The following is a 24,472-nucleotide window of genomic DNA, read 5'->3' as shown; positions in this document are numbered from 1 at the left end:
GGCGCGGGCGAGCCGGTGGCTGAGCGAGAGGCGGATGCGGAGGAGTCCGGCGACAGTGAGCGCACCGCCGTCTTCCGTGCGGTGAAGCCGGACGCGGACGTGGTTGCTGCCGGTGAGGCGCGTCGGGATTCCGCTGCGGTGGGCGCGGGCGAGCCGGTGGCTGAGCGAGAGGCGGATGCGGAGGAGTCCGGCGACAGTGAGCGCACCGCCGTCTTCCGTGCGGTGAAGCCGGACGCGGGCTTGGCTCCTGCCGGTGAGGCGCGTCGCGACTCCGCTGCGGCGGGCGCGGGCGAGCCGGTTGCTGAGCACGTGCCGGGTGTCGGTGCCGCCGGTGGGGCGGGTCGGGATTCCGCTTCCGCGGGCGCGGGCGAACCGGTGGCTGAGCGAGAGGCGGATGCGGAGGAGTCTGGCGACAGTGAGCGCACCGCCGTCTTCCGTGCGGTGAAGCTGGATGCCGGTGCGGCTGGCGCCGCTGACGCTGGTCGAGCCTCCGCTTCGGCGGACACGGGCAAACTGGCTGCCGAGCAGGTGAAGTCGGGCGCTGGTTCGGCTGCCGCCGCTGACGCTGGCCGGGATTCCGCTTCGGCGGGCACCGGAAAGTCGGCTGCTGGGCGGGTTTCGGATGCGGTCAAGCCCGTGGTCGGTTCCGCTGCCGCCGCCCGCGATTCCGCTTCGGCGAGCACAGGCAAGCCGGTTGCCGCGCGGGCGGCGGAGTCGGCGGACAGTGAGCGTACGGCTGTGTTCCGTGCGGTGAAGCCGGGCGCTGGTTCGGCTGCCGCAGGCGAGGCGCGTCGGGGTTCCGCTTCGGCGACCAGCGGCAAGCCGGTTGCCGACCAGGACAAGGATGCGGCGGAGTCTGGCGACAGCGAGCGGACCGCCGTCTTCCGGGCCGTGAAGCCCGGGGCTGACGCCGGCCGGGGTTCCGCTTCGGCGGATGCGGGCAAGCCGGTTGCCGACCAGGACAAGGACGCGGCGGAGTCTGGCGACAGCGAGCGCACCGCCGTCTTCCGGGCCGTGAAACCGGACGCTGCGGCGGCGCCCAAGGCCAGTACCTTCGTGCCGCTGCGTACGGATGACGTTCCCGCGAAGCCCGAGGCAGGCAGGGAGCCGAAGCCCGCCCCCGCCCCCGCGGCAACGGCACCCGCATCCGCACCCGCATCCGCACCCGCATCCGCCGCCGCCTTCGCCCCCGAGCGGACCACCCAGCAGCCGCTGCCCCCGAAGCCGCCGCTCGACATGCTGGCGGACCTCACCAACAATCCGCCCCCGCCGCCGAGTCCCCTGCGCACCGCCGTGCGGCGGTTCAAGATCTACGCCCCGCTCGTCGCGATCCTGGCCGTCATCCTCGGCGTCGTGCAGCTGGTGCGTCCGCTGCCCGAGCCGAAACTCGTACTGAGCGCGAAGAGCTCGTACACCTTCGGCGGCTCCAAGCCCTCGCTGCCCTGGCCCGGCGAGGGCCAGGCCTACATGGCCGCCGCCGGCCTCGGCACGCTCGGCCAGTCCGGCGAGCAGAAGCCCGTGCCGATCGCCAGCGTCACCAAGTCGATGACGGCGTACATCATCCTGCGCGACCACCCCATCAAGAAGGGTGAGCAGGGCGAGATGATCGAGGTCGACAAGACGGCCGAGACCGAGGGCAAGAAGAACAACTCCACCGACAACGAGTCCACGCTCGACACGGTCAAGGAGGGCGACAAGATCTCCGAGTACGACGCGATCGCCGCCCTCATGATCCCGTCGGCCAACAACATCGCGCGGCTGCTGGCGCGCTGGGACGCCGGTTCCCAGGAGGCGTTCGTCAAGAAGATGAACGACACCGCCAAGGAACTCGGCATGACCAAGACCACGTACACGGACCCTTCCGGTCTGGACGCGACCACGGTCAGCACGGCCGAGGACCAGGTCAAGCTTGGTCTGAAGCTCGTGGAGATGGAGACGCTGCTCGACATCACCAAGAAGCCGAGCTGGGTCGACCCGTCGGGCAAGAACTGGCGGAACTGGAACGGGCTCGTCCCGGCCAACGAATCGCTCGGCATCAAGACCGGTACGACGACCAAGGCCGGCGGGAACCTCCTCTTCGCCGCGAGGAAGAAGATCGGCAACACCAACCAGCTGATCGTCGGAGCCGTCCTCGGCCAGCACAAGCCGCCGATCATCGACAGCGTGATCGCGGCGAGCAGGCAGCTGCTGATCGCCACGCAGAAGTCCCTCGAAGGCGCGCCCGTCGTGAAGAAGGGCGAGGTCGTGGGGTACGTGGACGACGGCCTCGGCGGCCGTACGCCGGTCGTCGCCACCGGCGACGTGCAGGCGGTCGGCTGGGCCACCCTGACCGTCCACATCAAGCTGGCGGACGGTGGCAGCAAGATCCCTCAGACGGCGAAGGCCGGTACCGAGATCGGTGTGCTGACCGTCGGCGAGGGTGCCAGCCAGGTGCAGGTGCCGGTGGCACTGCAGAGCGACCTCGCCGCGCCCGGCATCGGCAGCAAGCTGACGCGCGTCGGCTGACAGCAGGTGAGACCGTGGATCCGGTGCCCCGGGGCAACCCCGGGGCACCGGTGCACGTCTTGCGTACGTGGAAGCGTAGGCGGACCCGGGCGCTGGCGCGAACGTCGACGGAAGCGTCGACTGGCATCGAATCAAGCGTTGACTCAGGTGTTGGGGAGTGCGGCAGTGACCACCGCTGAGCAGCAGGGCCAGAGCCCGGGCCGCGGCCCGGGCACGGCCGCGCGTACCGTGCCGGCCGGGGCCGGCTGCGACGGCTCCGCCGCGCCCGAGACGCCGCCCGGAATACGAGACGTACGGGGCCTACGAGACGTACGGCGCCTACGGGGCGCACGGGGCGTACGCGGTCTGCTCCGCCGGCCCGGCAGGCTGGCCGCGCGCGGCATGCGGCGCGGCCTGGACTCGGCGCACCGCCACCCGGTGGCCACCGCCACCGTACTCGCCGCCGTCCTGCACGTCCTCTGGTTCTTCACCTTCGCCAACAGCGGCGGCGATCTCGCGGCCCAGGACGCCTGGGCCGAGTTCGTCGGCCGCCATCCCGACTCGGCGTACAACCTCGCCTGGTACGGCGGCATGCACCCCGTCTCGTACAGCGTGGTCTCGCCGTACCTCATGCACATGCTCGGCGTCCGGACCACGATGATGGCCGCCGGCACGGTCTCGGCCGGTCTGCTCGCGCTGATCCTGACCCGTTCGCGGGGCACCGTCCGCCAGCCGCTGTGGCCCGCCCTCGCCGGGGTGTACGGGCTGCTCTGCAATGCCCTGTCCGGCCGTGTGACCTTCGGGCTCGGCGCCATGTTCGCGCTCGCCGCGGTCGCCGCCGTCTTTTGCTGGCCCCGCAAATGGGCCGAGCGGCGCTGGGCCAAAGCCGCCGTCGCGGCCCCGTTGGCCGCCCTCGCCACCGCCGCCAGCCCCGTCGCCGGGCTCTTCCTCGGCGTGATCGCGGCCGCGCTCTTCCTGAGCCGGCGGCGGCCGGGTGCGTACGCGCTGGGCCTGGCGCCGGTGGCCGTCGTGGGGCTGTCGGCCTGGCTGTTCCCCTTCTCCGGCACGCAGCCGATGAAGCTGGGCTCGGCGTGGCTGCCGTTCACCTTCGCACTGGCGATCCTGTTCCTCGTGCCACGACGGTGGAAGACGGTCCGGATCGCCTCGGCCGTCTACGCCTTCGGAACCTTCCTGACCTGGGCCGTCGACTCCCAGGTCGGCTCGAACGTCACCCGGATGGTCATGCTGTTCGGCGGGGCCGTGCTGCTCGCGGCCCTCCCGTACGCGGTCCCGCGCTCGCGGCACTGGTACGCGCTGCTGGCCGCCTTCGCCGGGCTGACCGTGTGGATCACCACCAACAGCGTCACGGACATCGTCCGCACCACCCCGGTGGCCGCCTGGAACCGGGAGCTCGCGCCGCTCGTCGACCAGTTGCAGAAGGCGGGCGCCGACCGCGGCCGGGTCGAGGTGGTCCCGGCCAGCAGCCACCGCGAGTCGTCCGCCTTCCCCTCGTACGTGAACCTCGCGCGCGGCTGGAACCGGCAGGCCGACCTGGAGCGGAACCCGCTCTTCTACGACGACACCCTGACCGCCGAGAGCTACCGGGCCTGGCTGGAGCGCTGGGCCGTGCACTACGTGGTGCTGCCCGCCGACAAACCCGACTCGGGCGGCGAGGACGAGGCGAAACTCGTGCGCGAGGGGCTTCCGTACCTCCAGCAGGTGTGGGGCGACGGGAACTGGCAGCTCTTCAAGGTGCACGAGCCGACCGATCTGGTCGCCGGACCGGCCGGTGTGGTGCGCGCCGGCGCCGACGAGCTGGTCGTGGACGTCAAGGAGGCCGGGCGGGTGCTGGTGCGGATCCCGCACTCGCCGTGGCTGGGGCTGGTGGACGCGGCGGGCAAGCCGGTGGCGCCGCCGCAGGAGACCTTCGCGTCGAAGGCGCGCGGCAATGCGGGGGCCGCGGGCGGGAGCGCCCTGCGGAAGGAGTACGCCAACGCGGCGGGATGCCTCTCCAAGGCCGCGCCGGACGCGGGCGGCGACGTGTGGACGGAGCTGCTGGCTCCGGCGCCGGGGCAGTACCGGATCACCGCCAAGTACCAGCTTCCCCGGGGGACGCCCTGCCCGGAGGAACTGATCTACCGGACGCAGCCGTCGAAGCCCTGATCGGCTGTCTTTACGACTGGGTCCGAGTGCGGTGGTCCGTATATCTGCGTAATATCTGCGTACGATCCCATTAGTCCGATTGGGCTTCCCGAGGGAGTTGACGGCGGGATGGGCAAACAGCAGAGGCATGACGTCCAGGCGGCCATGGCGATGGCCAAGGCACAGGAGCCGGTCCAGCTGCCGCGTGTGCCGGGCCACGGCTTCGAAGGTCCGGTACGGAGCAAGGTCAAGGGCGGGGCCCACACGAAGGCGGCCCTCAAGCGCGCCGGCACCCCCCAGGGCGACCGAATCGGCGAACGCAGCCGCGGCCTCAGCTAACCCCGCTACCCCGCCAATGAGAGAACCCCCGGCGACATAAGCCGACCGGGGGCCCTCGGGTCGTGCCCTCGGCAGGATTCGAACCTGCGACACCGGCTTTAGGAGAGCCGTGCTCTATCCCCTGAGCTACGAAGGCGGGCCTTGTGTGAAACGTGGCCGAATGCTCAGCGTGAGAGTCCGGCTCGCCTCGGCAAGGTCCTGGGCTGCCACAAGGGCAGCCCAGGGACAGGGTAGCGGATCAGGGCGGGGCTCCGCGGCTCAGTTCTCGGGGGACCGGGAACGCGGCCACCCCGGTAGACATCACCGACTACAGCTACACCCCCGCCGGCGACACTGCCAAAACCATCACCACCACCCACACCTACCCAGCCCCGGGCTCCCCGCGCCCGTACGCCCCGACCTCCACCACCCGCACCACAGGCACCGGGTCGTCCACGACCAAGCCCACCACCTACGACGCGGCAGGCAACGAGAGCCCCCGCCCGATACCGCCATCGCCCTGTTCCCGGCCACCCCTGCACGGCGCGCAGCGCGACCCAGCGGTCCCTAGGCGGGCGGCGGCTTGCCGATGCTCTGCTCGTTCACCGTGCCGAGGTAGACGCGGGTGGTGCCGGGCTTGAACTCGTGGACGTGGACGCTCACGCAGACCTTGAGGGCTTCGCTCGCGGGGGTATGGGCGTCACGTCCGCAGACGGAAGTGATGCGCATTCCCTCGACGAAGGTCTCCGGCTCCGGAAGCCCGAGGTGGCTGAACCCCTCGGGGCTGGTGTAACCCGGCTTCTTCGGAGTGATGTTGCGACGCATCTGGCTGCCCTCCCGACGCAGCGGTTGCAGGAAGCGGTCCGCCTCCTGCGCCGCCACCGTGAAGCTGAGGAGCCCGACATCGTATTGCAGGCCGGTCTTGAAGCCGGCCCGGCGGTCCGTGGCAGTCTGCGGCACCTGGACGCCCATCGCCTCCGCCATCCATGCGGGAGTGACGTTCTCCTCCCAGCAGCACTTCTCTTCCCGCTCGCCCGCCTCCCGCGAGGCGTACCCGACCAACAGGGCGGCGACGAGAACCAGGCAGCCGCCCACACCCACAAACAACACGGCGCCGACGGTCAGGCGCCGCCTCCAGGACCACCTGCGCCGTTGGAGCACCGCCACTGCCACGGCGTCGTTCATCGGCCGGGTTCCCCTTCTCCGTTACGCGCATGACGTCCGGGATCACTGCGGTCACCCGTCCGGCCGGGATCTTCCGGCGCGGGTGGGGCCGCTGCGCCGCCCAGGTCGTAGTGCTTCACCGAGCTGCTCCCGACCATGTCGTACTCCTGGGCCATGCCGACCTTGTGCTGTCGGCCCATCTCACCGTCCGGAATGCTCACACCCAGGACGTCGACACCCTTGCCCTCGTCCCAGTTGTATCGGTCCCAGGCATTGACCTGGTACTCCAGGCCGACCAGCGGCACACCATCGGAGCCCGGAACAACGGTCACGACCCCGGTTACGTTCGACCGAGTCGAGCCGACCGCATAGAACCAGTTCTCATTCGACTTCTGGGTGAAGCTGTAATCGGCGCCGCTCGACGTCTCGACCGGTATCACGACGGGGCGGCCGCCGTTCCTCTGAAACTCCGCCAGGGCCTGATCACGCCAGACGACCCCGTACTCCTGCAGGTGGTTGTTGGCTATGTGGGTCTGGAAGCCCGGGTCGTCGGTGAGCATCGTGTCGACCGGGAGCTTCATGGGCTCGCCCGAGTTGTCGACGTAGTGTTCCATGTGCCGTGACGCGTCGGTCAGACCGCCCATGTCCCCGCCGTCGATGAGTAGCCCGATCTTCCCCTTGGTGATCCAGTCGTCCCATCCAGCCTCCGCTGAACCGTGCTTGCCGGAACCCCGGTCCATCGCCACGTTCGGGACGGAGGGGCTGAACAGCCCGGCGGCCAGCAATTCGACCCTGTGTGCGGACCAGAGTTGCGCACGGGCGTCCGGGCTGAGCGAGTGCCACAGCCTGCGCAGCTCGGCCTGCTGGGGCGGGTCCGCGTTGGTGCCCAGGGCGGCCAGGTCCATTGCCCGTGGCAGCTGGTCCTGGTCCAGTGACGTGTAGGAGGAGTGGCCGGCGTTGTGCGGATCCGCACCGTGGCTGGCGCGCAGGGCGCGGGTGGCGGCGGCGTCCACCTCGGCCGCGTGGCTGATCAGGCCGGTGAGTGTGTCGGCGTACCAGCGCATCATGTCCTGGGTCCGCTGGGAGAGTCCCCTCGCATCGCAGATCGAGCTGTCGACCCGGACCTTGCCGCCACCCGCGTCGGAGACCAGAAGCCCCGGGTCCGGCTCGGGGCGACGCGTGGGGTCCCCCTGCCGCGCCTCGTCCGCGAGGTCCTTCGCCCGCTTCTGGAGCTGAGTCAGCTCCGCGTGTGCGTCGGCGAGGACGCTGTGAATGCTCTTGGCCTCGCGCTGGAGGTCGGCCACCTCCTTGGCGGCGCTGCGTACGAACTCCCGGGTCACCGTGGCGTTGGCACCCTCCCATCGGGCCGCCTCGGACTTCTTCAGGAGTCCGTCCCGCACCGCTACCTGTAACTTCGCCAGTTCCTCCTCCACCGTCTTCCACTCCGTGACGGACCCGTGCAGCTTGCCGAGGTCGAGCGTGATGAGGCCGGTCCACGTGAGGGTCACTTGACGTGCCTCAGAATCTCCGAGACGGACATCGCGGAACCGTTGCGGTGGCGCAGGCTCGCGGCGATGGCTTCGTCGTTGTTCGCGTGGGCCTTCTTGGAGTAGTCGAGGTGGTTGGAGATGTGCGCGTACATCTGCAGAACGGTCTTGACCTGCGAGTCCCACGTGGAGAGGGTGGCCGACAGTTCGGAACCCAAGGCTAGGTTCTGTGCGGCGCATTCGGTCGCGGCGCGGGCCGTCGCGCCGGAACGAGCGATGTCCGTCTTCTTGCGCAGTTGATCGTGAATGATGAATGCCTCGTGCCCGACGCTCCCCAGATCGTCCTGTGTGACCACCAGGTCGTGCGACTTTTCGCCGGCCGTGGCCTTGGCGGCCGCCCATTCCTTATCGAATGTCACTGGTCCCTGCCCCCTCGCGTTCCGCAACGCGGACCATTCACCCTAGCAACGGCGTAGTGGTCCATCGGTCCGCTGTTTTCGGACTGGGTGCGCAGCCGCCGGGAAGGGGTGGCGCCGGGGGGCGGCGGGGCGGGCGGGGCTGGTTCGGACGTACGGTGATCAGGGGGGTGATCCGCGCGGGGGGCGGGGAGGAGGTCCCTCGTATCCGTACCGGTACCTGATCACACAGCCCGTTCTCACGGGTCCGCTTCGAAGGCTGAACCACATGGGACGCGGCACATTCCGGATCTATCTCGGCGCGGCGCCGGGCGTGGGCAAGACGTACGCGATGCTCTCCGAAGGGCACCGCAGGGTCGAGCGCGGTACCGACTGCGTCGTCGGCTTCGTCGAGCACCACGGGCGTTCGCGCACCGAGGTGATGCTGCACGGTCTGGAACTGGTCGAGCGGCGGGAGATCGAGCACCGGGGCGCCACCTTCACCGAGATGGACGTGGACGCCGTCCTGGCGCGCCGGCCCGCCGTGGTCCTGGTGGACGAGCTCGCCCACACCAACGTTCCCGGTTCGCGCAACGCCAAGCGGTGGCAGGACGTGGAGGAGTTGCTCCAGGCCGGTATCGATGTCGTGTCCACCGTCAACATCCAGCACCTGGAGTCGCTGGGCGACGTGGTCGAGGCCATCACCGGGGTGCGCCAGCGCGAGACGGTCCCCGACGAGGTGGTGCGGCGCGCCGACCAGATCGAGTTGGTCGACATGTCGCCGCAGTCCCTGCGGCGCCGGATGGCCCACGGCAACATATACAAGCCGGAGAAGGTCGACGCGGCCCTGTCGAACTACTTCCGGCCCGGAAACCTCACCGCCCTGCGGGAACTGGCCCTGCTGTGGACCGCGGACCGGGTGGACGAGTACCTCAACGAATACCGGGGCGAGCACGGCATCCGCTCGACCTGGCAGGCGCGCGAGCGCATCGTCGTCGGGCTGACCGGCGGACCGGAGGGCCGCACCCTCATCCGCCGCGCCGCCCGGCTCGCCGAGAAGGGCGCGGGTGGCGAGGTGCTCGCCGTCTACATCGCCCGCAGCGACGGACTGACCTCCGCCTCGCCGAAGGAACTGGCCGTCCAGCGGACGCTGGTCGAAGACCTCGGCGGCACCTTCCACCACGTCATAGGCGATGACGTGCCGCAGGCCCTGCTGGAGTTCGCGCGCGGGGTCAACGCCACCCAGATCGTGCTGGGCGTCAGCCGCCGCCGTTCCTGGCAGTCCGTCTTCAGCCCCGGCGTCAGCGCCACCGTCGCCCGCGAATCCGGCCCGGACCTCGACGTGCACATCGTCACCCACGACGAGGCCGCCAAGGGCCGGGGTCGGCCGCTGCCCGCCGCCCGCGGCCCGCTCCTCGGCCGTCACCGGACCGTCTGGGGCTGGCTCACCGGCACGCTCGGGCCCGTGCTCCTCACCGTGCTCCTTCTCGCGGTCCTCCCCGACCTGGGCCTCGTGAACGACATGCTGCTCTTCCTGGCCTTCACCGTGGCGGCCGCCCTGCTGGGCGGACTGCTCCCCGCGCTGGTCTCGGCGGCCTTCGGCTCACTGCTGCTCAACTGGTTCTTCACCCCGCCGACGCATACGTTGACCATCGCCGACCCGAAGAACATCACCGCCCTGGTGATCTTCCTCGGGGTCGCGGCGGCCGTGGCCTCCGTGGTCGACCTGGCCGCCCGCCGTACCCACCAGGCCGCCCGGCTGAGGGCCGAGTCCGAGATACTCTCCGTCCTCGCCGGCAGCGTCCTGCGCGGTGAGGACTCCCTCGAAGCGCTCCTGGAACGGGTCCGGGAGACCTTCGCCATGGACTCCGTCGCCCTGCTCGAACGCGACAGCGACGTCGCCCCCTGGTCGACCACCGCGAGCGTGGGCTCCCGCCCCGTCGCCCGCCCTGAAGAAGCCGATGTGGACATGCCCATCGGCGACAACATGGCCCTGGCGCTGCACGGCCGGGTGCTGCCCGCCGAGGACCGCCGCGTCCTGGGCGCCTTCGCCGCGCAGGCGGCCGTCGTACTCGACCGCCAGCGCCTCGTCGGCGAGGCCGAGGAGGCCCGCCGTCTCACCGAGGGCAACCAGATCCGTACGGCCCTGCTCGCCGCCGTCAGCCACGACCTGCGGACCCCCCTCGCCGGCATCAAGGCGGCCGTCTCCTCCCTGCGCTCCGACGACGTCGAATGGTCCGAGAGCGACCGGGCGGAACTGCTCGAAGGCATCGAGGACGGCGCCGACCGCCTCGCCGCGCTGATCGGGAACCTCCTGGACATGTCCCGCCTCAACACCGGCTCCGTGGTCCCGCTGATCCGCGAGACCGACCTGGACGAGGTGGTCCCGATGGCGATGGGCGGTGTACCGGAGGACAGCGTCGACCTGGACATCCCCGAGACGCTCCCGATGGTCGCCGTCGACCGGGGGCTGCTGGAGCGGGCCGTCGCCAACATCGTGGAGAACGCCGTCAAGTACAGCGCTCCCGGCGAGCGGGTGCTCGTCTCCGCCAGCGCGCTGGCCGACCGCGTCGAACTGCGCGTGGTCGACCGCGGCCCCGGCGTCCCCGACGCGGCGAAGGCCCGGATCTTCGAACCCTTCCAGCGCTACGGGGACGTACCGCGCGGCGCCGGGGTCGGCCTCGGGCTCGCCGTGGCGCGCGGGTTCACGGAGGCCGTCGGCGGCACGCTCACCGCCGAGGACACTCCGGGAGGCGGCCTCACCATGGTGCTGACCCTGCCCGCGCCTCAGCCCGTGCCCCTGCCCGCGCCCCTGCCCGCGCCTCAATCTCGCTGATACGGGGGCGCCGCGCGGGCGGTCAGGGGCGGGTGATCCGTACCCGGTAGCCGCCGTCGCGCGCTTCGCCCACCACCGCGATGCTGATGCCCGCCCTCTCGTCGGTGAAGGTCTCGCCCGGCCGGAAGGGCGCGTCCGAGAGTTCCGCGTGGACATTGGGCCACCGGGTGCAGCCGCCGCTCTCGTCCGTGCTGTCCGACACCGTCACCGGCCCCTGCCCGGTGTCCACCTGGGAATCCACCTTGTAGACGAGGACGCCCGGCCGGCAGACGGCCTCGTCGTTTCCGGCCTGGGTCCGCACCTCCACCGCGTAACCGGCGCTCTCGGACAGCGGGACGAAGGCGAGTTTCGTGCCGCCCCGCGCCGCCAGCGGAGTCAGGACGTGTTCGCTGACACCCGCCTTCGCCGCACAGCTGATCTGCGTACCGTCCAGCCAGCCCAGCTTCCACTTGTGCCAGCCGAGCAGGTCGTTGTTGGCGCCCCAGTCCTCGCTCATGATGTCCCAGTGCCCGACCGCGCCTCCGCCGTCGGCCGTGTACAGGTCGGGCAGTCCGAAGACGTGCCCGTTCTCGTGCGGGAGCACCCGGTAGCCGGTTTCCCGGTAGGAGCCGGAGCCGTCGTCCTGCCGGCTGTAGACGAAGGACGTGTTGGAGAGCGGGACCCCGTCGGCGACCGGGGCCTCGCCGTTGCCCGAGAAGGTCACGGACAGGACGGTGTCGAGGGCGGAGGGTCCGGCGTTCGGCGTGACCAGGATGTTGACGAGGTCGTAGCGGCTGAAGTCCACCTCGGCGTCCGCCGCCTTGGCGATGTGCTCGACGAGCTGGCGGTAGCCCGGCTCGTACGGGGACCCGCGGTCGATCCCGTACGCCGCGAAGGGCATCGGCATCCGCAGCCAGGTGCTTATCGGCGACTCCGCCCGGTAGCTCAGCCGGCCGTAGGAGCTGGTGCGAAACCACTCGGTGGTCTGGGGGAAGAACTCCGCCAGGCGGTCCAGGGCCGTGCCCTCGCCCTTGGCGTCGGGGAAGTCGATCATCAGGTTCAACGCCCTGACCTCGCCGGTCGAGCGCGCGTACCCGGGCGGTGTCGGCAGGCCCTCGGACATCTGCACGCCCATCACGCCGGCGATCCGGCAGGGCGCGAGGGCGGACTCCGCGGTCGTGGCCACGGGTCCGGCCGCCGAGTGGCCGTGACCGGGTATCCCGTCGCTCGCGGTGGCCGAGACGCCGAGGGCGAGTGCGGTGAGGCCGATGTACGCGCTGGTACGGCATCGCTGTCTGCGTATCCGGTGGCGGGTCTGCGGCATGGAGATCGCCTTCGGGTCCGCGGCAGCCGGCCGGGCCCGGTCTGCTCTCTGTCCGATCACCCTCCGACGGCTGCGGGCCGCCCGCGCGCCGGAAGAGGCCGAACGTGGAACGGCCCGTGATCCAGCTCACACGAACGAGTGAAATAACCGGGGAGTCGATCCCCGTTTGCATGTGAGTCCCGCGAAGTGGGGACCAGCTCCCCGTTTGCGGAGGCGTCGTACGCGGCACCGCCCCAGAGAGGCCCCGGAATGAAGCGCCCGAGCCCCACCACCGCCCCGGCGGCCCCGCCCGCCCCGCAGGCGTCGGGCGCGGCACCCGCGGCACCCGGGACACCCGCGGCCCCCACCGCCGCCCCGGCCACCGCGGCCCCCACCGCCGCCCCGACCCCCGAGGCCCCAGCGGCTGCCGCCCCGGCCCCCGCGGCCCCGTCCACCCCGCAGGCGCGCGTGCCGCGCCCGCGAGCCGACGCCGTCCGCAACCGCGAGCGGATCCTGACGGCCGCCCGGGAGGTGCTCGTCGAGCTCGGCTCCAGCGCCCCCTTCGACGAGGTCGCCCGCCGGGCCGGCATCGGCAACGCCACCCTCTACCGGCACTTCCCCGACCGCGCCACCCTCGTCCACCACGTCGTGCTCTTCGTCATGGACCGGGTCACCGCCCAGGCCGAGGCCTCGCTCGCCGAGGAGGCCGACGCCTTCGCCGCGCTGTGCCGTTTCACGCACGCCGCCGCGGACGAGCGGATCGGCGCCCTCTGCCCCATGCTCGCCGGTGACTTCGACCACGACCACCCCGAACTCCACGCCGCCCGCGCCGCGTTGGAAGGCGCCGTCCAGACCCTGATGGCCGCCGGCCAGGGCGCCGGCCTCATCCGTGCGGACATCGGCGCCGGTGACCTGATGGTGGCTCTGTCCCAGCTCAGCCGCCCCCTGCCCGGTACCGCCTGCCTCGACGGCGATCGTTTCGTCCACCGCCATCTCCAGCTGTTCCTCGACGGGTTGAGGGCTCCGGCGCGCTCCGTGCTGCCGGGTTCCGCGGCCACCCTGGAGGGGCTGAGGCGTAAAACCATGTGACTCGTCAGCCCGCCGTAAATATCCTTTTCCAGTCATTCCGCACAGTGAAGTGGGTATCCCCATGCCGAAAACAGCCGCGACACCGCCGTCGGCTGCCGACCCCAGCCGCTGGAAGGCGCTCGTCTTCATAGCCCTGGCCCAGCTGATGGTCGTCCTCGACGCCACCATCGTGAACATCGCCCTCCCGTCCGCCCAGCGCGACCTGGGGATCTCGGACGGCAACCGTCAGTGGGTCATCACCGCCTACGCCCTGGCCTTCGGCGGACTGCTCCTCTTCGGCGGCCGCATCGCCGACAAGTGGGGCCGCAAGAACGCCTTCATCGTCGGTCTCGTCGGCTTCGCGCTGGCCTCCGCGCTCGGCGGCGCCGCCACCGGCGAGGCCATGATGCTGGGCGCCCGCGCCCTCCAGGGCGTCTTCGGCGCCCTGCTCGCACCGGCGGCCCTCTCGCTGCTCGCGGTCATGTTCACCGACGCCACGGAACGCGCCAAGGCCTTCGGCATCTACGGTGCCATCGCGGGCGGCGGCGGCGCCGTCGGCCTGATCCTCGGCGGCTTCCTCACGGAGTACCTCAACTGGCGCTGGACCTTCTTCGTCAACATCCCCTTCGCGATCGTCGCGGCCGTGGGTGCCTGGCTGGTCATCCGTGAGCCCGCCGGCTCCCGCAACCGCGCGCCGCTCGACATCCCGGGCGTGGTCCTGTCCACGCTCGGTCTCGTCGCGCTGGTGTACGGCTTCACCCGCGCCGAGTCGGAGGGCTGGGGCGACCCGCTGACCGTGGGCGTGTTCATCGCCTCGGTCGTGCTGCTGGCGTCGTTCGTGCTCACCGAGGCCCTGGTGAAGTCCCCGCTGCTGCCGCTGCGCGTCCTGCTGGAGCGCAACCGCGGCGGTGTCTACCTCTCCCTCGGCCTGGCCGTCATCTCGATGTTCGGCCTGTTCCTCTTCCTCACCTACTACCTCCAGATCGTGAAGGGCTTCTCGCCGGTCAAGACCGGCTTCGCCTTCCTCCCGATGATCGTGGGCATGATCACCGGCTCCACCCAGATCGGCGCCCGCCTGATGACCAGGGTCGCGCCGCGCCTGCTGATGGGCCCCGGCTTCCTGCTCGCCGCCACCGGCATGCTGCTGCTGACCCAGCTGGAGGTCGACTCCTCGTACCCGGCACTGATCCTGCCGGCGCAGCTGCTGCTCGGCCTCGGCATGGGTACGGCCTTCATGCCCGCCATGTCCCTGTCCACGCACGGGGTGAACCCGGCCGACGCCGGTGTCGCCTCCGCCATGGTCAACACCTCGCAGCAGGTGGGCGGCGCCATCGGCACCGCGCTGCTGAACACGATCGCCGCCTCGGCGACCACCGCGTTCCTGACCGACCACGCGGCCGGGATCGCGGCGGGCGGCGCGGGCGCCCGCCTGGTCCAGGCGCAGGCCATGGTCGAGGGGTACACCTCCGCGATCTGGTGGGCGGTCGGCATCCTGGTCGCCAGCTCCGCCATCGCCGTCGGCCTGATCAACACGGGGCGCCCGGGGGCGGGCGGTCCGGTCGCCTCGGGCTCCGGCGCCAACGGCGAGGCCGAGGTCAAGGTCCCGGTGATCGCCCACTGACGCGGGCGGTACGGGGCCCCGCCCGCCCGGAATGACAGCCGACCACAGCCGACCCCGCCCCGTTCGAGTCCGAACGGGGCGGGGTCGGTCTGTCTTGTGCTGCCGGGCTCAGCCGGACGGGTGGTCCTGCCGCAGCCGCCGCTCGTACCAGCGGACGTCCCAGTAGCGGCCGAACTTCCAGCCCGCCTCCGTGAACTCCCCGATCCGGCGGAAGCCGCAGCGCTCGTGCAGGCGTACGGAGGCCTCGTTCGGCAGGGCGATCCCGGCGAACGCGCGGTGCACCGGCTCGTCCGCCAGCGCCGCGAAGAGCGCCTCGTACAGCAGCGTGCCGATGCCCCGGCCGACCGCGTGCGGGGCCAGGTACACGCTGACCTCCACCGAGGTGGCGTAGGCCGGTTTCGGGCGGAAGGGGCTGCTTGTGGCGTATCCGGCCATTCGGTCACCCGTCCAGGCAACCAGGAGCCGGTGGGGGCCGTCTTCAGGGTGGGAGTGCAGCCAGGGGCGTCGCTGCTCGGGAGTGAAGACGGTCGTGTCGAAGGTGACGGGCGTCTCACGGACGTAGTGGTTGTACACCTCCGTGAGGGCGGCCAGATCGGCCTCCGTCCCCGGCCTGACCTGCACTTCTTGAAGCTCCGGCAGCATTCTTCCGCCCCCCTCGTGGCGGGGCAGGATACTGCAAGATCTCGAAAAACAGAGACAGCGGGGGAATTCTGTCCCGATTCCAGTCGTTGTTTCCTTCGGAAGCGGGCATTCGGAAGAGTGTCCGATCAGTACACCCCAGAGGCAGTGACCGCGGTAGCAGTGACCGCAGTAGCAGTGACGTCCAGCAGCCGCACCGCGACCGAAGTCTTCGCAAGGGAGCACGCATGGCAACCCGCGCCGTCGCCCGTCGTCAGTCCACCAGCAGCGCCCGCGCTGTGGGCGGGGAGATAGCAGACCGCGACCTGGTCGGCATGTACCTGGACGAGATCGCGCGTACACCCCTGCTCGACGCCGCCAAGGAAGTAGAGCTTTCCCAGATCATCGAGGCCGGCGTGTACGCACGGCAGATCCTCGACGGAGTCATCGAGCGCGAGGGCCGTACCCCCACGCGCGAGGAGCTGGAGACGCTGGCCGCCGAAGGCGAGCGCGCCAAGGAAGTCTTCATCCGCTCGAACCTCCGCCTCGTCGTGGCCGTCGCCCGCCGCTACCCGCGCAGCGGACTGCCCCTCCTCGACCTGATCCAGGAGGGCAACGCCGGCCTGGTCCGCGCCGTGGAGAAGTTCGACTACGCCAAGGGCTTCAAGTTCTCCACGTACGCCACGTGGTGGATCCGCCAGGCCATCACCCGTTCCATCGCCGACCAGTCCCGCACCATTCGCCTCCCCGTCCACCTGGTCGAGGAGCTCGGCCGGATCCGGCGGGTGCAGCGCGAGTTCAACCGTGAGAACGGCCGGGATCCGGAGCACGCCGAGATCGCCGCCGAGCTCGACACGACGGAGAAGCGCGTCGGGGACGTACTGGACTGGGCGCGCGACCCCGTCAGCCTCAACATGGGCATCGACGACGAGGGCGACACGCAGTTCGGCGACCTCATCGAGGACACCTCCGCGATATCGCCCGAGCAGTCCGTCCTCTCGCTGCTGCGCAGCGAGGAGCTGGAGGAACTGCTCGGAAAGCTCGACCAGCGCACCGCGTCGATCATCAAGATGCGGTACGGCATCGAGGACGGCCGCGAGCGGACCCTGACGGAGGTCGGCAAGCAGCACGGCCTGACCCGGGAGCGGATCCGGCAGATCGAGAAGCACGCCCTGCTGGAACTGAAGCGCATGGCGCGTGACACCGGCTTCGACGCCGTGGCCTGACCGGCCCGCGGCGAAGCCCCCCCCGTACGAGCCCCGGCACCTATCCCCCCCCCAGGTGTCGGGGCTCCCCCTTGCGCCGGTGACGCATCCCGCGCCCCCGGCCGCCACCTCCACGCCCTACGCCCTACGCGCCCTGCGCCGCCCGCGTCAGCCGCCCGGCCAGTGCCCGCGCCCCGGCCGCCAGCGAGTCCGGGGCGTGGACGGTGAACGGCAGCCCCGTCATGGCCAGCCGGGCCGCCAGCCACTCGGGCGCGTCCCCGCTCTCGAACCGGACCCGCGTGCCGCCTTCGCCCTCGCCCTCGCCCTCGCCCTCGCCTTTCCCCCCGTCCCTGCCCCGGCCCCCGCCCCCGCCCTCGCCGGAGCCGGTCCCAGCGGCGGTGACCACCTCGGCCTCCAGCCACGCCGGCAGCTCCGTCGGCGCCGCCGCGAAGGTCACCTCCACCCGGTACGTCTCCCGCCCGCCGAGCCCGCGCCGTACGAACGCCTCCGCGTCCATCGGCAGCTCCCGCGGCGCGAACCGGGCCCCCGTCGCGAAGGCCTCGGCCACCCGGTCCACCCGGAAGGTCCGCCAGTCCTCCCGCTCCAAATCGTAGGCCACCAGGTACCAGCGGCTCCCGGTGCTCACCAGCCGGTACGGCTCCACCAGCCGCTTCGAGCACGCCCCGTCCCCCGCCCGGTACGCGAACCGCAGCCGCTCGGGCCCCGCCACCGCCGACGCCATCGTGGTCAGCGTCCGCGGGTCCACGCTCGCCCCGTCGCCCCGGGTCAGCGCCGTCGTGGCCGACTGCAGCGCGCTCACCCGGTGGCGCAGCCGTGACGGCAGCACCTGCTCCAGCTTGGCCAGGGCCCGTACGGAGGCCTCCTCGACCCCCTCGATCGCGTGCCCGGCCCCGGCCCGCAGTCCCACCGCGATCGCGACCGCCTCCTCGTCGTCCAGGAGCAGCGGTGGCATCGCGGCGCCCGCGACCAGCCGGTAGCCGCCCTCCGCACCGAGCGTGGCCTCCACCGGGTACCCGAGCTCCCGCAGCCGGTCGATGTCGCGCCGGATGGTCCGCGCGCTCACCCGCAACCGGTCCGCCAGCTCGCGCCCCGGCCATTCGCGCGGAGTCTGCAGGAGGGACAGCAAGGACAGGAGCCGTGCCGGTGTGTCGGTCATGGGAACCAGGCTGCCAGCGAAATAGGACACCGCCTGACCTACATGCCGTCTAGGTTTCTTCCCATGAGTACCGAGACGCCCAAGGCATCGCCCGAGAGAAAGAACGGGCCCGTACGAGAAGAGCGGAACGAAGCTCCCGCAGAAGCGCCGGGCGGCATACCCGGCGCCCCGGGCGACGTACCCGGTGCGCCCGGGCCCCAGGCAGCCGACGCCCCCGGCTCGCGCGCCGACCGCCGCCGCTGGCTCGCGCTCGCCATCGTGATGACCGCGGCCTTCATGGACCTGGTCGACGTCACGATCGTCAACATCGCGATACCCGGCATGCGCCAGGACTTCGGCGCCTCCACCAGCGCGATCCAGTGGATCACGGCCGGCTACGCCCTCGCCTTCGCCGCCGGCCTGATCACCGGTGGCCGTCTCGGTGACATCTACGGCCGCAAGCGCCTCTTCCTCATCGGCATCGCCGGTTTCACGGCCGCCTCGCTGCTCTGCGGCATCGCCGCCAACCCGGGCATGCTGGTCGCCTCGCGCCTGCTCCAGGGCGCCATGGCCGCGCTGATGGTCCCGCAGGTCCTGGCGATCATCCACGTCACCTTCCCGCCCCACGAGCGCGGCAAGGTCTTCGGCATGTTCGGCGCGATCGTCGGCCTCGGCGCCGTCTCGGGCCCGATGCTCGGCGCGCTCCTCACGCAGTGGAACCTCTTCGGCCTCGAATGGCGCCCGATCTTCCTGATCAACCTGCCGGTCGGTATCGCGGGCGTGATCCTGGGCCGCAAGTACATCACCGAGTCCAAGGCCCCCCAGGCCCTGCGCCTCGACCTCGTCGGTGTCGTCCTCGCCACCCTCGCCCTGGTCATGCTGATCTTCCCGCTCACCCAGGGCCGTGAGAACGGCTGGCCGGTGTGGGGCTTCGTCTGCATGGTCCTGGCGCCGCTCGTCTTCGCCGCCTTCATCGCGTACGAGAAGTACAAGATCAAGAAGGACGGTTCCCCCCTCGTCGAGCTGTCCCTCTTCAAGGTCAAGAGCTTCGCCGGCGGTATCGCCGTCCAGCTGACCTTCGGCATCGCGACCGGCATCTTCTTCCTGGTCTGGACGCTCTACATGCAGATGGGCCTGGGCTGGAGCGCCCTGCGCGCCGGGACCACCGGCATCCCCTTCTCCATCGCCGTCTCGGCCGCCGCGGGCCTGTCGGTCCAGAAGCTCGTGCCCCGCTTCGGCCGCAAGGTGCTCCAGGCCGGAGCCCTGACCATGGCCGCGGGCCTGCTCCTCTACATCTGGGAGTCGCGGCACTACGGCCTGGAGATCACCTCCTGGCAGATGGCCGCCCCGCTCGTGGTCATGGGCCTGGGCATGGGCCTGATCGTGGCGCCGCTGACCGACGCCGTGCTGTCCGGGGTGCCGCGCGAGCACGCCGGCTCGGCCTCCGGCCTGATCAACACCACCGGTCAGATGGGCAACGCCCTGGGTCTCGGCCTCACCTCGGTCGTCTTCTTCGGGGTGATCGACGACGACATGGTCTTCGGATCGCCGTACGTCGAGGCCTTCCGCACCGCGCTGTGGTGGGTCGTGGCCGTGCTCGTGGTGATCTTCGCGGTGATGTTCATGCTGCCGCGCGCACAGGCTCCGGCCGGGCCGCACGAGGAGATCCCGGGCGACGAGTCCGCGGCGGGCCCGGTGGCCCCGGGCGGTCCGGTGGACGCCCTGGCCGCCGCGACGGGCCCGGCCGGCCCGGCCGCCGCCCCGAAGATCCCGGTGGCCTGAGGGTCCAGTGGACCAGGGCCTACGGCTCTGCGACTCGACCTCACGGACATGCCCGCTTCGGTGGCGGGCATGTCCGTTTCTCTTTGCTTATTCCTCTAACGGGCGTACGGTGAAGACGGAACCATAGAGTCGGGCATGGAGCGGACGTAAAACCACATGTATGCACCGGAACGCCAACAGGAGATCCTCCGCCTCGCCCGCGAGGCGGGCCGCGTCGACGTCCTGACCCTCGCCGACCGGTTCCAGGTCACCGCCGAGACCGTACGCCGTGACCTCACGGCCCTCGACCGGGCCGGCCTGGTCCGCCGCGTGCACGGCGGGGCCATTTTGGCCGGCCGCCTGGACTTCGAACCGGACCTCACCGAGCGCGAGGCCACCGCCGCCGACGAGAAGGACCGCATCGCGGCCGCGGCCCTGGCCGAGCTCCCCGCCGGGGGCAGCATCGTCCTCGACGCCGGCAGCACCATCGCCCGCCTCGCGGCCGCCATCCCGGTCGACGCCGCGCTCACCGTGGTCACCCACGCGCTGCCCGTCGCCGCCCGCCTCGCCGACCACACCGGCATCGACCTCCACCTGGTCGGCGGCCGCGTCCGCCACCGCACCCGGGCCGCCGTCGACGCCTGGGCGCTGCGCGCCTACGCCGAGATCCGCGCCGACGTCCTCTTCCTGGCGACGAACGGCTTCACGGCCGAGGGCGGGCTGACCACACCCGACCTCGCCGAGGCGGCCGTCAAGCGCGCCGCGGTCGCGGCCGCCCGCCGCGTCGTGCTCCTCGCCGATTCCGCCAAGGCGGGCCAGGAGCAGTTCGCACGCTTCGGCTCCTTCGCGGACATCGACCTGCTCATCACGGACACGGGGCTCGCCCCCGCTCACAAGGCGGCGATCGAGGCCGCCGGTACGGAAGTCGTGCTCGTATGATCCTCACCGTCACCCCCAACCCCTCCCTCGACCGGACCTACGAGGTCTCCTCGCTGGAGCGCGGCGCGGTGCTGCGCGCCACCGGCGACCGGGTCGACCCGGGGGGCAAGGGCGTCAACGTCTCCCGCGCGGTGGCCGCCGCGGGCGTCCGTACGACGGCGGTCCTCCCGCTGGGCGGCGCACCGGGCGCACTGCTCGCCGAACTCCTGGGCGCCCAGGGCGTGGACGTCACGGCGGTCTCGATCTCCGGCCAGACCCGCTCCAACATCTCGCTCGCCGAGCCCGACGGCACCCTGACGAAGATCAACGCGCCCGGTCCGGAGCTGTCCCCGGCGGAAGCCGCGCTCCTGCTGGAGACGGTTCGCACCTGCTCCGGCGCCGCCGCCTGGATCGCCTGCTGCGGCAGCCTCCCGCGCGGCCTGCGGCCCGAGTGGTACGCCGACCTGGTGGCCGGCGCCCACGCGGCCGGCGCCCGGATCGCCCTGGACACCTCCGGCGCGGCCCTGCTGACGGCGCTGCCGGCCGGGCCGGACGTCATCAAGCCGAACGCCTCCGAACTGGCCGCCGCCGTAGGGCGCCCGCTCTCCACCCTGGCCGACGTGGTCAAAGCCGCCGAGGAGCTCCGCTCGCTGGGCGCGGGTGCGGTACTGGCCTCCCTCGGCCGCGACGGCCAGCTGCTGGTCTCCGCCGAGGGCACGTACTACGGCACCGCGCCGGTCGCAGCGGTCCGCAGCGACGTCGGGGCGGGCGATGCCTCCCTGGCCGGTTTCCTGATCGCCGGCGGCACCGGCCCCAGCGCCCTGGCCTCGGCCCTGGCCCACGGCGCGGCCGCCGTCCAGCTGCCCGGAAGCGCCATGCCGACGCCGGCGGACCTGCTCCCCGACGCGGTCCACGTCACCCCGGCCCCGCCCCTGGACCTCCCCCTGTCCGAACCCGCCGCGGCCTGAGGCCTGCGAAGGAGCCCGCGATGAGCGAGATCATCACCCCCGAACTGGTCACCCTCGACCTGTCGGCCGACTCGAAGGAAGCGGCGGCGCGTGCGCTGGCGCAGCGGATGCTGTCGCTGGGCCGCGTCACGGACCTCGACGGCTTCCTGGCGGACGTGGCGGCGCGGGAGGCCCAGATGCCGACCGGGCTGGAAGGCGGTATCGGCATCCCGCACTGCCGCTCCGCCCATGTCACCGTCCCGACCCTGGCGTTCGGCCGCGCCCCGGCCGGCATCGACTTCGGCGCCCCGGACGGGCCGGCCGATCTCGTCTTCCTGATCGCCGCTCCGGCGGGTGCGGACGACGCCCACCTGTCCATCCTCTCCTCACTGGCCCGCCGCCTGATGCGCCCGGACTTCGTGGCGGCCCTCCGCGCGGCGGCCACCCCGGCGCAGGCCGCTTCCCTGATCGCGGACGAGCCGGCCGCGCCCGTACCTACGCCAGCGGACGAGCCGCCCGCACCCACGCCAGCGGACAAGCCGCCCACGCCAGCGGACAAGCCGCCCACGCCCGCGGAGGAGCCGGCCGCGCCCGCCCCCACGCGCCCGCCCGCGGAGGAGCCCCCGCCCGCGCCCGTTCCGTCCCTTCCCGAGCCGGCCATGGCGGGGGAGAGCCCCGCAGGGTCCTTCTCCGTCGTCGCCGTCACCTCCTGCCCCACTGGCATCGCGCACACCTACATGGCCGCCGAGGCACTCCAGCGTGCGGCCGCCGCCGCGGGCATCCGCATCGACGTCGAGACCCAGGGCTCGGCCGGTTTCACCCGGCTCACCCCGCAGGCCATCGCCGAGGCGGACGCCGTCGTCCTCGCCCATGACGTCCCCGTCCGCGACCGGGCCCGCTTCGCCGGGAAGCCGACCGTCGACGTCGGCGTCAAGGCGGGCATCAACCGCCCCGCCGAACTGCTGGCCGAGGCCCGGGAGAAGGTCGCCCGCGGTGAAGTGGAGTCGCAGGCGCCCACCCCCGTCGAGCGGTCCGGAGGGGACACCGACGGATACGGGGCCAAGCTCCGCACCTGGCTCATGTCCGGCGTCAGCTACATGGTCCCCTTCGTCGCCGCCGGCGGTCTGCTCATCGCCCTCGCCTTCGCCATCGGCGGGTACGAGATCAACACCGCGCCCTCCGTCGCGGAACACTTCGCCTGGACCGAGGCGGCCAGCTGGGCCGCGCTGCTCTTCCAGACCGGCGGCCTCGCCTTCGGCTTCCTCGTCCCGGTCCTCGCCGGTTACATCGCCTACGGCATGGCCGACCGGCCCGGCCTCGTCCCCGGCTTCGTCGGCGGCGCCGTCGCCCTCACCATCGAAGCCGGCTTCCTCGGCGGCCTCATCGCCGGCCTCATCGCGGGCGGCACCGTCCTCGCCCTCCAGCGGCTGAGGATCCCGGCCGCCCTGCGCGGGATCATGCCCGTGGTCGTGCTGCCGCTCATCGGCTCCGCCGTCACCGCCTTCCTGATGTTCCTGGTCGTCGGCAAGCCCATCGCCTCGCTCCAGCAGGCCCTCACCGGCTGGCTGTCCGGCCTCTCCGGCGCCAACGCGGTCATCCTCGGCGTGATCCTCGGCCTGATGATGTGCTTCGACCTCGGCGGCCCGCTCAACAAGGTCGCGTACGCCTTCGCCATCGGCGGTCTCGCTTCCCCCAACGAAGGCAGCCTGAAGGTGATGGCCGCCGTGATGGCCGCCGGCATGGTGCCACCGCTCGCGATGGCACTGGCCACCACCCTGCGCGGGCGGCTCTTCTCCAAGGCCGAGCGGGACAACGGCAAGGCCGCCTGGTTCCTCGGTGCCTCCTTCATCAGCGAGGGCGCCATCCCCTTCGCCGCGGCCGACCCGCTGCGCGTGATCCCCGCCGCCATGGCAGGCGGCGCGGTCACCGGGGCGCTGTCGATGGCCTTCGAGTGCACCCTGCGGGCGCCGCACGGCGGCATCTTCGTGATCCCGCTGATCGGCAACCCGCTGCTCTACCTCATCGCCATCGCCGCCGGTACCGCGACCACCGCCGGCCTGGTCCTCCTCCTCAAGGGAATGCGCCGCGCCGGGCAGCCCGCCCCGGCTCCCTCAGCCGACGCCGCGGCCCAGCACCCCGAGGTGGCCGCGGCGGTCTGACCCCGCCGGCGACGAGGTCACCGCACCCGCGCGCGGAGCTCCATGGCTTCGCGCGCGGCAGCCTCGCTCGCGTACACCTCGCACATGTGGCGGCCGTCGGGCGTCGCCGTGTGCTCGACCTCCCACAGGCTGACCTCGGCCCCGTCCAGCAGGACGAAGCCGTGCTCGTACAGCCGCACCGCGACGTCCCGGCCCTCCGTCAGGCAGTGCCGGCCACCGCCGAACGCCTGGGTGATCCGGTGGGCGTACGCCGACCGCAGCAGCCGCGCCACCCGCTCGTCGGGGCGGTCCGCGTTCTCCGCGCGGCGCAGCACCCGCCGGGCGTGGTCGGCGGACTGCTCCACCGTGTAGTCCCGGGGGCGTCGCCTCCCCGCCGAAGCCGCGAAGAGCGCGCTCGGCGCCGCCCCGTCACGGTCCGGCTCCGCACCGCCCGGCGGCAGCGCCGGATCCGATGCGGCGTCGGCCGGCAGCTGTCCGAACAGCCGGGCCACGGCCAGGCAGGCCTCGGCCTTCGTCGCGAAGATCTCGTGCCGGGCGGTGCGGCCGCCCTCCTGCCGGTACACCAGCTCCCACAGGGACACCGAACCGCCGTCGGGCAGCAGGAAGGTGTGCCGGTGGGTGTCCCGCCAGCGGCCCGTCGCCGGACTGTGGTGGGTGATGTACAGGGAAGAGCTGTGGGCGAGCGCCGTGCCGAGGCGCTCGACCAACCGGTCGGGCAGGTCGAAGGAGTTGAGGGCGCGGCCCAGGAGTCGGTCGAGGTGCGCCTCGGTTGTCTCGTACGGATCGCTCAAGGTGGGTCTCCAGGCCGTCGCAGCTTGTCACTTCGCGGAAGCTCAACGTAGCCCCTGGCTCTGACATCACGTCCGGGGTTCGGCAAAACGTCCGGGAAGCTTTTCCGGTTCCCGCCACCC

At 71.8% G+C, this 24,472-nt stretch carries 19 protein-coding genes and 1 tRNA gene; 11 read left to right on the top strand and 9 right to left on the bottom strand.

Translation table 11 applies throughout. The features are described 5' to 3' along the window. A partial coding sequence (locus ACWDX7_RS17790) for a hypothetical protein (RefSeq protein ID WP_451490999.1) occupies positions 1 to 309 on the bottom strand: 309 nt, incomplete at its 3' end. A 429-nt stretch (positions 310 to 738) separates the two neighbouring features. On the opposite strand from ACWDX7_RS17790, the gene ACWDX7_RS17785 reads away from it, so the two are divergent. From ACWDX7_RS17785 to ACWDX7_RS17775, 3 genes are all read left to right on the top strand, one after another. After that, positions 739 to 2,505: a D-alanyl-D-alanine carboxypeptidase family protein gene (locus tag ACWDX7_RS17785; RefSeq protein ID WP_451490998.1), complete on the top strand. Its 1,767-nt coding sequence runs from the start codon at positions 739 to 741 to the stop codon at positions 2,503 to 2,505. 165 nt (positions 2,506 to 2,670) lie between these two features. Next, positions 2,671 to 4,647 carry an MFS transporter gene (locus tag ACWDX7_RS17780; RefSeq protein ID WP_451490997.1) on the top strand — a complete coding sequence of 659 codons (1,977 nt, stop codon included), beginning with the start codon at positions 2,671 to 2,673 and terminating at the stop codon, positions 4,645 to 4,647. Between the two features lie 108 nt (positions 4,648 to 4,755). Then, positions 4,756 to 4,965 carry a hypothetical protein gene (locus tag ACWDX7_RS17775; protein ID WP_451490996.1) on the top strand — a complete coding sequence of 70 codons (210 nt, stop codon included), beginning with the start codon at positions 4,756 to 4,758 and terminating at the stop codon, positions 4,963 to 4,965. A gap of 63 nt (positions 4,966 to 5,028) precedes the next feature. On the opposite strand, the gene ACWDX7_RS17770 is transcribed toward ACWDX7_RS17775, so the two are convergent. From ACWDX7_RS17770 to ACWDX7_RS17755, 4 genes are all read right to left on the bottom strand, one after another. After that, positions 5,029 to 5,101, bottom strand: a tRNA-Arg gene (locus ACWDX7_RS17770). Between the two features lie 410 nt (positions 5,102 to 5,511). Then, the gene (locus tag ACWDX7_RS17765) at positions 5,512 to 6,129 is read right to left on the bottom strand and encodes a hypothetical protein (protein ID WP_451490995.1); all 618 of its coding nucleotides are present in this window, start codon (positions 6,127 to 6,129) and stop codon (positions 5,512 to 5,514) included. Beyond that, positions 6,126 to 7,616 (bottom strand): hypothetical protein, encoded by a 1,491-nt coding sequence (locus tag ACWDX7_RS17760; RefSeq protein WP_451490994.1) that lies wholly within the window; start codon positions 7,614 to 7,616, stop codon positions 6,126 to 6,128. The genes ACWDX7_RS17765 and ACWDX7_RS17760 overlap by 4 nt, the downstream gene beginning before the upstream one ends. After that, positions 7,613 to 8,014, bottom strand: a complete 402-nt coding sequence (locus ACWDX7_RS17755) for a hypothetical protein (protein WP_451490993.1) — start codon at positions 8,012 to 8,014, stop codon at positions 7,613 to 7,615. Before ACWDX7_RS17755 ends, ACWDX7_RS17760 begins: the two co-directional genes overlap by 4 nt. 265 nt (positions 8,015 to 8,279) lie before the next feature. On the opposite strand from ACWDX7_RS17755, the gene ACWDX7_RS17750 reads away from it, so the two are divergent. After that, on the top strand, positions 8,280 to 10,826 hold the full coding sequence (locus ACWDX7_RS17750) for an ATP-binding protein (RefSeq protein ID WP_451490992.1): 2,547 nt from the start codon (positions 8,280 to 8,282) through the stop codon (positions 10,824 to 10,826). Between the two features lie 22 nt (positions 10,827 to 10,848). On the opposite strand, the gene ACWDX7_RS17745 is transcribed toward ACWDX7_RS17750, so the two are convergent. Further along, a complete protein-coding gene (locus tag ACWDX7_RS17745) occupies positions 10,849 to 12,129 on the bottom strand; it encodes a M6 family metalloprotease domain-containing protein (protein ID WP_451490991.1) in 1,281 nt (426 codons plus the stop codon). Positions 12,130 to 12,378: 249 nt separating this feature from the next. On the opposite strand from ACWDX7_RS17745, the gene ACWDX7_RS17740 reads away from it, so the two are divergent. After that, positions 12,379 to 13,197, top strand: coding sequence for a TetR/AcrR family transcriptional regulator (locus ACWDX7_RS17740; protein WP_451490990.1), 819 nt, complete (start codon positions 12,379 to 12,381; stop codon positions 13,195 to 13,197). Between the two features lie 61 nt (positions 13,198 to 13,258). Then, positions 13,259 to 14,797: an MFS transporter gene (locus tag ACWDX7_RS17735; protein ID WP_451490989.1), complete on the top strand. Its 1,539-nt coding sequence runs from the start codon at positions 13,259 to 13,261 to the stop codon at positions 14,795 to 14,797. A gap of 108 nt (positions 14,798 to 14,905) precedes the next feature. On the opposite strand, the gene ACWDX7_RS17730 is transcribed toward ACWDX7_RS17735, so the two are convergent. Continuing rightward, a complete protein-coding gene (locus ACWDX7_RS17730; protein ID WP_451490988.1) occupies positions 14,906 to 15,439 on the bottom strand; it encodes an N-acetyltransferase family protein in 534 nt (177 codons plus the stop codon). Between the two features lie 224 nt (positions 15,440 to 15,663). On the opposite strand from ACWDX7_RS17730, the gene ACWDX7_RS17725 reads away from it, so the two are divergent. Beyond that, on the top strand, positions 15,664 to 16,641 hold the full coding sequence (locus ACWDX7_RS17725; protein WP_451490987.1) for a sigma-70 family RNA polymerase sigma factor: 978 nt from the start codon (positions 15,664 to 15,666) through the stop codon (positions 16,639 to 16,641). 124 nt (positions 16,642 to 16,765) lie between these two features. Here ACWDX7_RS17725 and ACWDX7_RS17720 read toward each other — a convergent pair whose 3' ends face one another. Beyond that, a complete protein-coding gene (locus ACWDX7_RS17720) occupies positions 16,766 to 17,797 on the bottom strand; it encodes a helix-turn-helix transcriptional regulator (RefSeq protein WP_451490986.1) in 1,032 nt (343 codons plus the stop codon). 63 nt (positions 17,798 to 17,860) lie between these two features. Between ACWDX7_RS17720 and ACWDX7_RS17715 the strand changes: the two genes are divergently transcribed. The 4 genes from ACWDX7_RS17715 to ACWDX7_RS17700 all read left to right on the top strand — a co-directional run bounded on the left by ACWDX7_RS17715 (position 17,861) and on the right by ACWDX7_RS17700 (position 23,561). Further along, positions 17,861 to 19,558 carry an MFS transporter gene (locus tag ACWDX7_RS17715; protein ID WP_451490985.1) on the top strand — a complete coding sequence of 566 codons (1,698 nt, stop codon included), beginning with the start codon at positions 17,861 to 17,863 and terminating at the stop codon, positions 19,556 to 19,558. 156 nt (positions 19,559 to 19,714) lie between these two features. Beyond that, on the top strand, positions 19,715 to 20,476 hold the full coding sequence (locus tag ACWDX7_RS17710; RefSeq protein WP_451490984.1) for a DeoR/GlpR family DNA-binding transcription regulator: 762 nt from the start codon (positions 19,715 to 19,717) through the stop codon (positions 20,474 to 20,476). After that, complete coding sequence (gene pfkB / locus ACWDX7_RS17705) at positions 20,473 to 21,423, top strand: 1-phosphofructokinase (protein ID WP_451490983.1); 951 nt, start codon at positions 20,473 to 20,475, stop codon at positions 21,421 to 21,423. Before ACWDX7_RS17710 ends, pfkB begins: the two co-directional genes overlap by 4 nt. Positions 21,424 to 21,443: 20 nt before the next feature. Beyond that, the gene (locus ACWDX7_RS17700) at positions 21,444 to 23,561 is read left to right on the top strand and encodes a PTS fructose transporter subunit IIABC (protein WP_451490982.1); all 2,118 of its coding nucleotides are present in this window, start codon (positions 21,444 to 21,446) and stop codon (positions 23,559 to 23,561) included. A 17-nt stretch (positions 23,562 to 23,578) separates the two neighbouring features. On the opposite strand, the gene ACWDX7_RS17695 is transcribed toward ACWDX7_RS17700, so the two are convergent. Beyond that, a complete protein-coding gene (locus ACWDX7_RS17695; protein WP_451490981.1) occupies positions 23,579 to 24,352 on the bottom strand; it encodes a DUF6227 family protein in 774 nt (257 codons plus the stop codon). Between the last annotated feature and the right edge of the window lie 120 nt (positions 24,353 to 24,472).

Source organism: Streptomyces sp. NPDC003034 (genome assembly GCF_053591375.1).
This window is presented reverse-complemented; position numbering and strand designations above follow the sequence as displayed.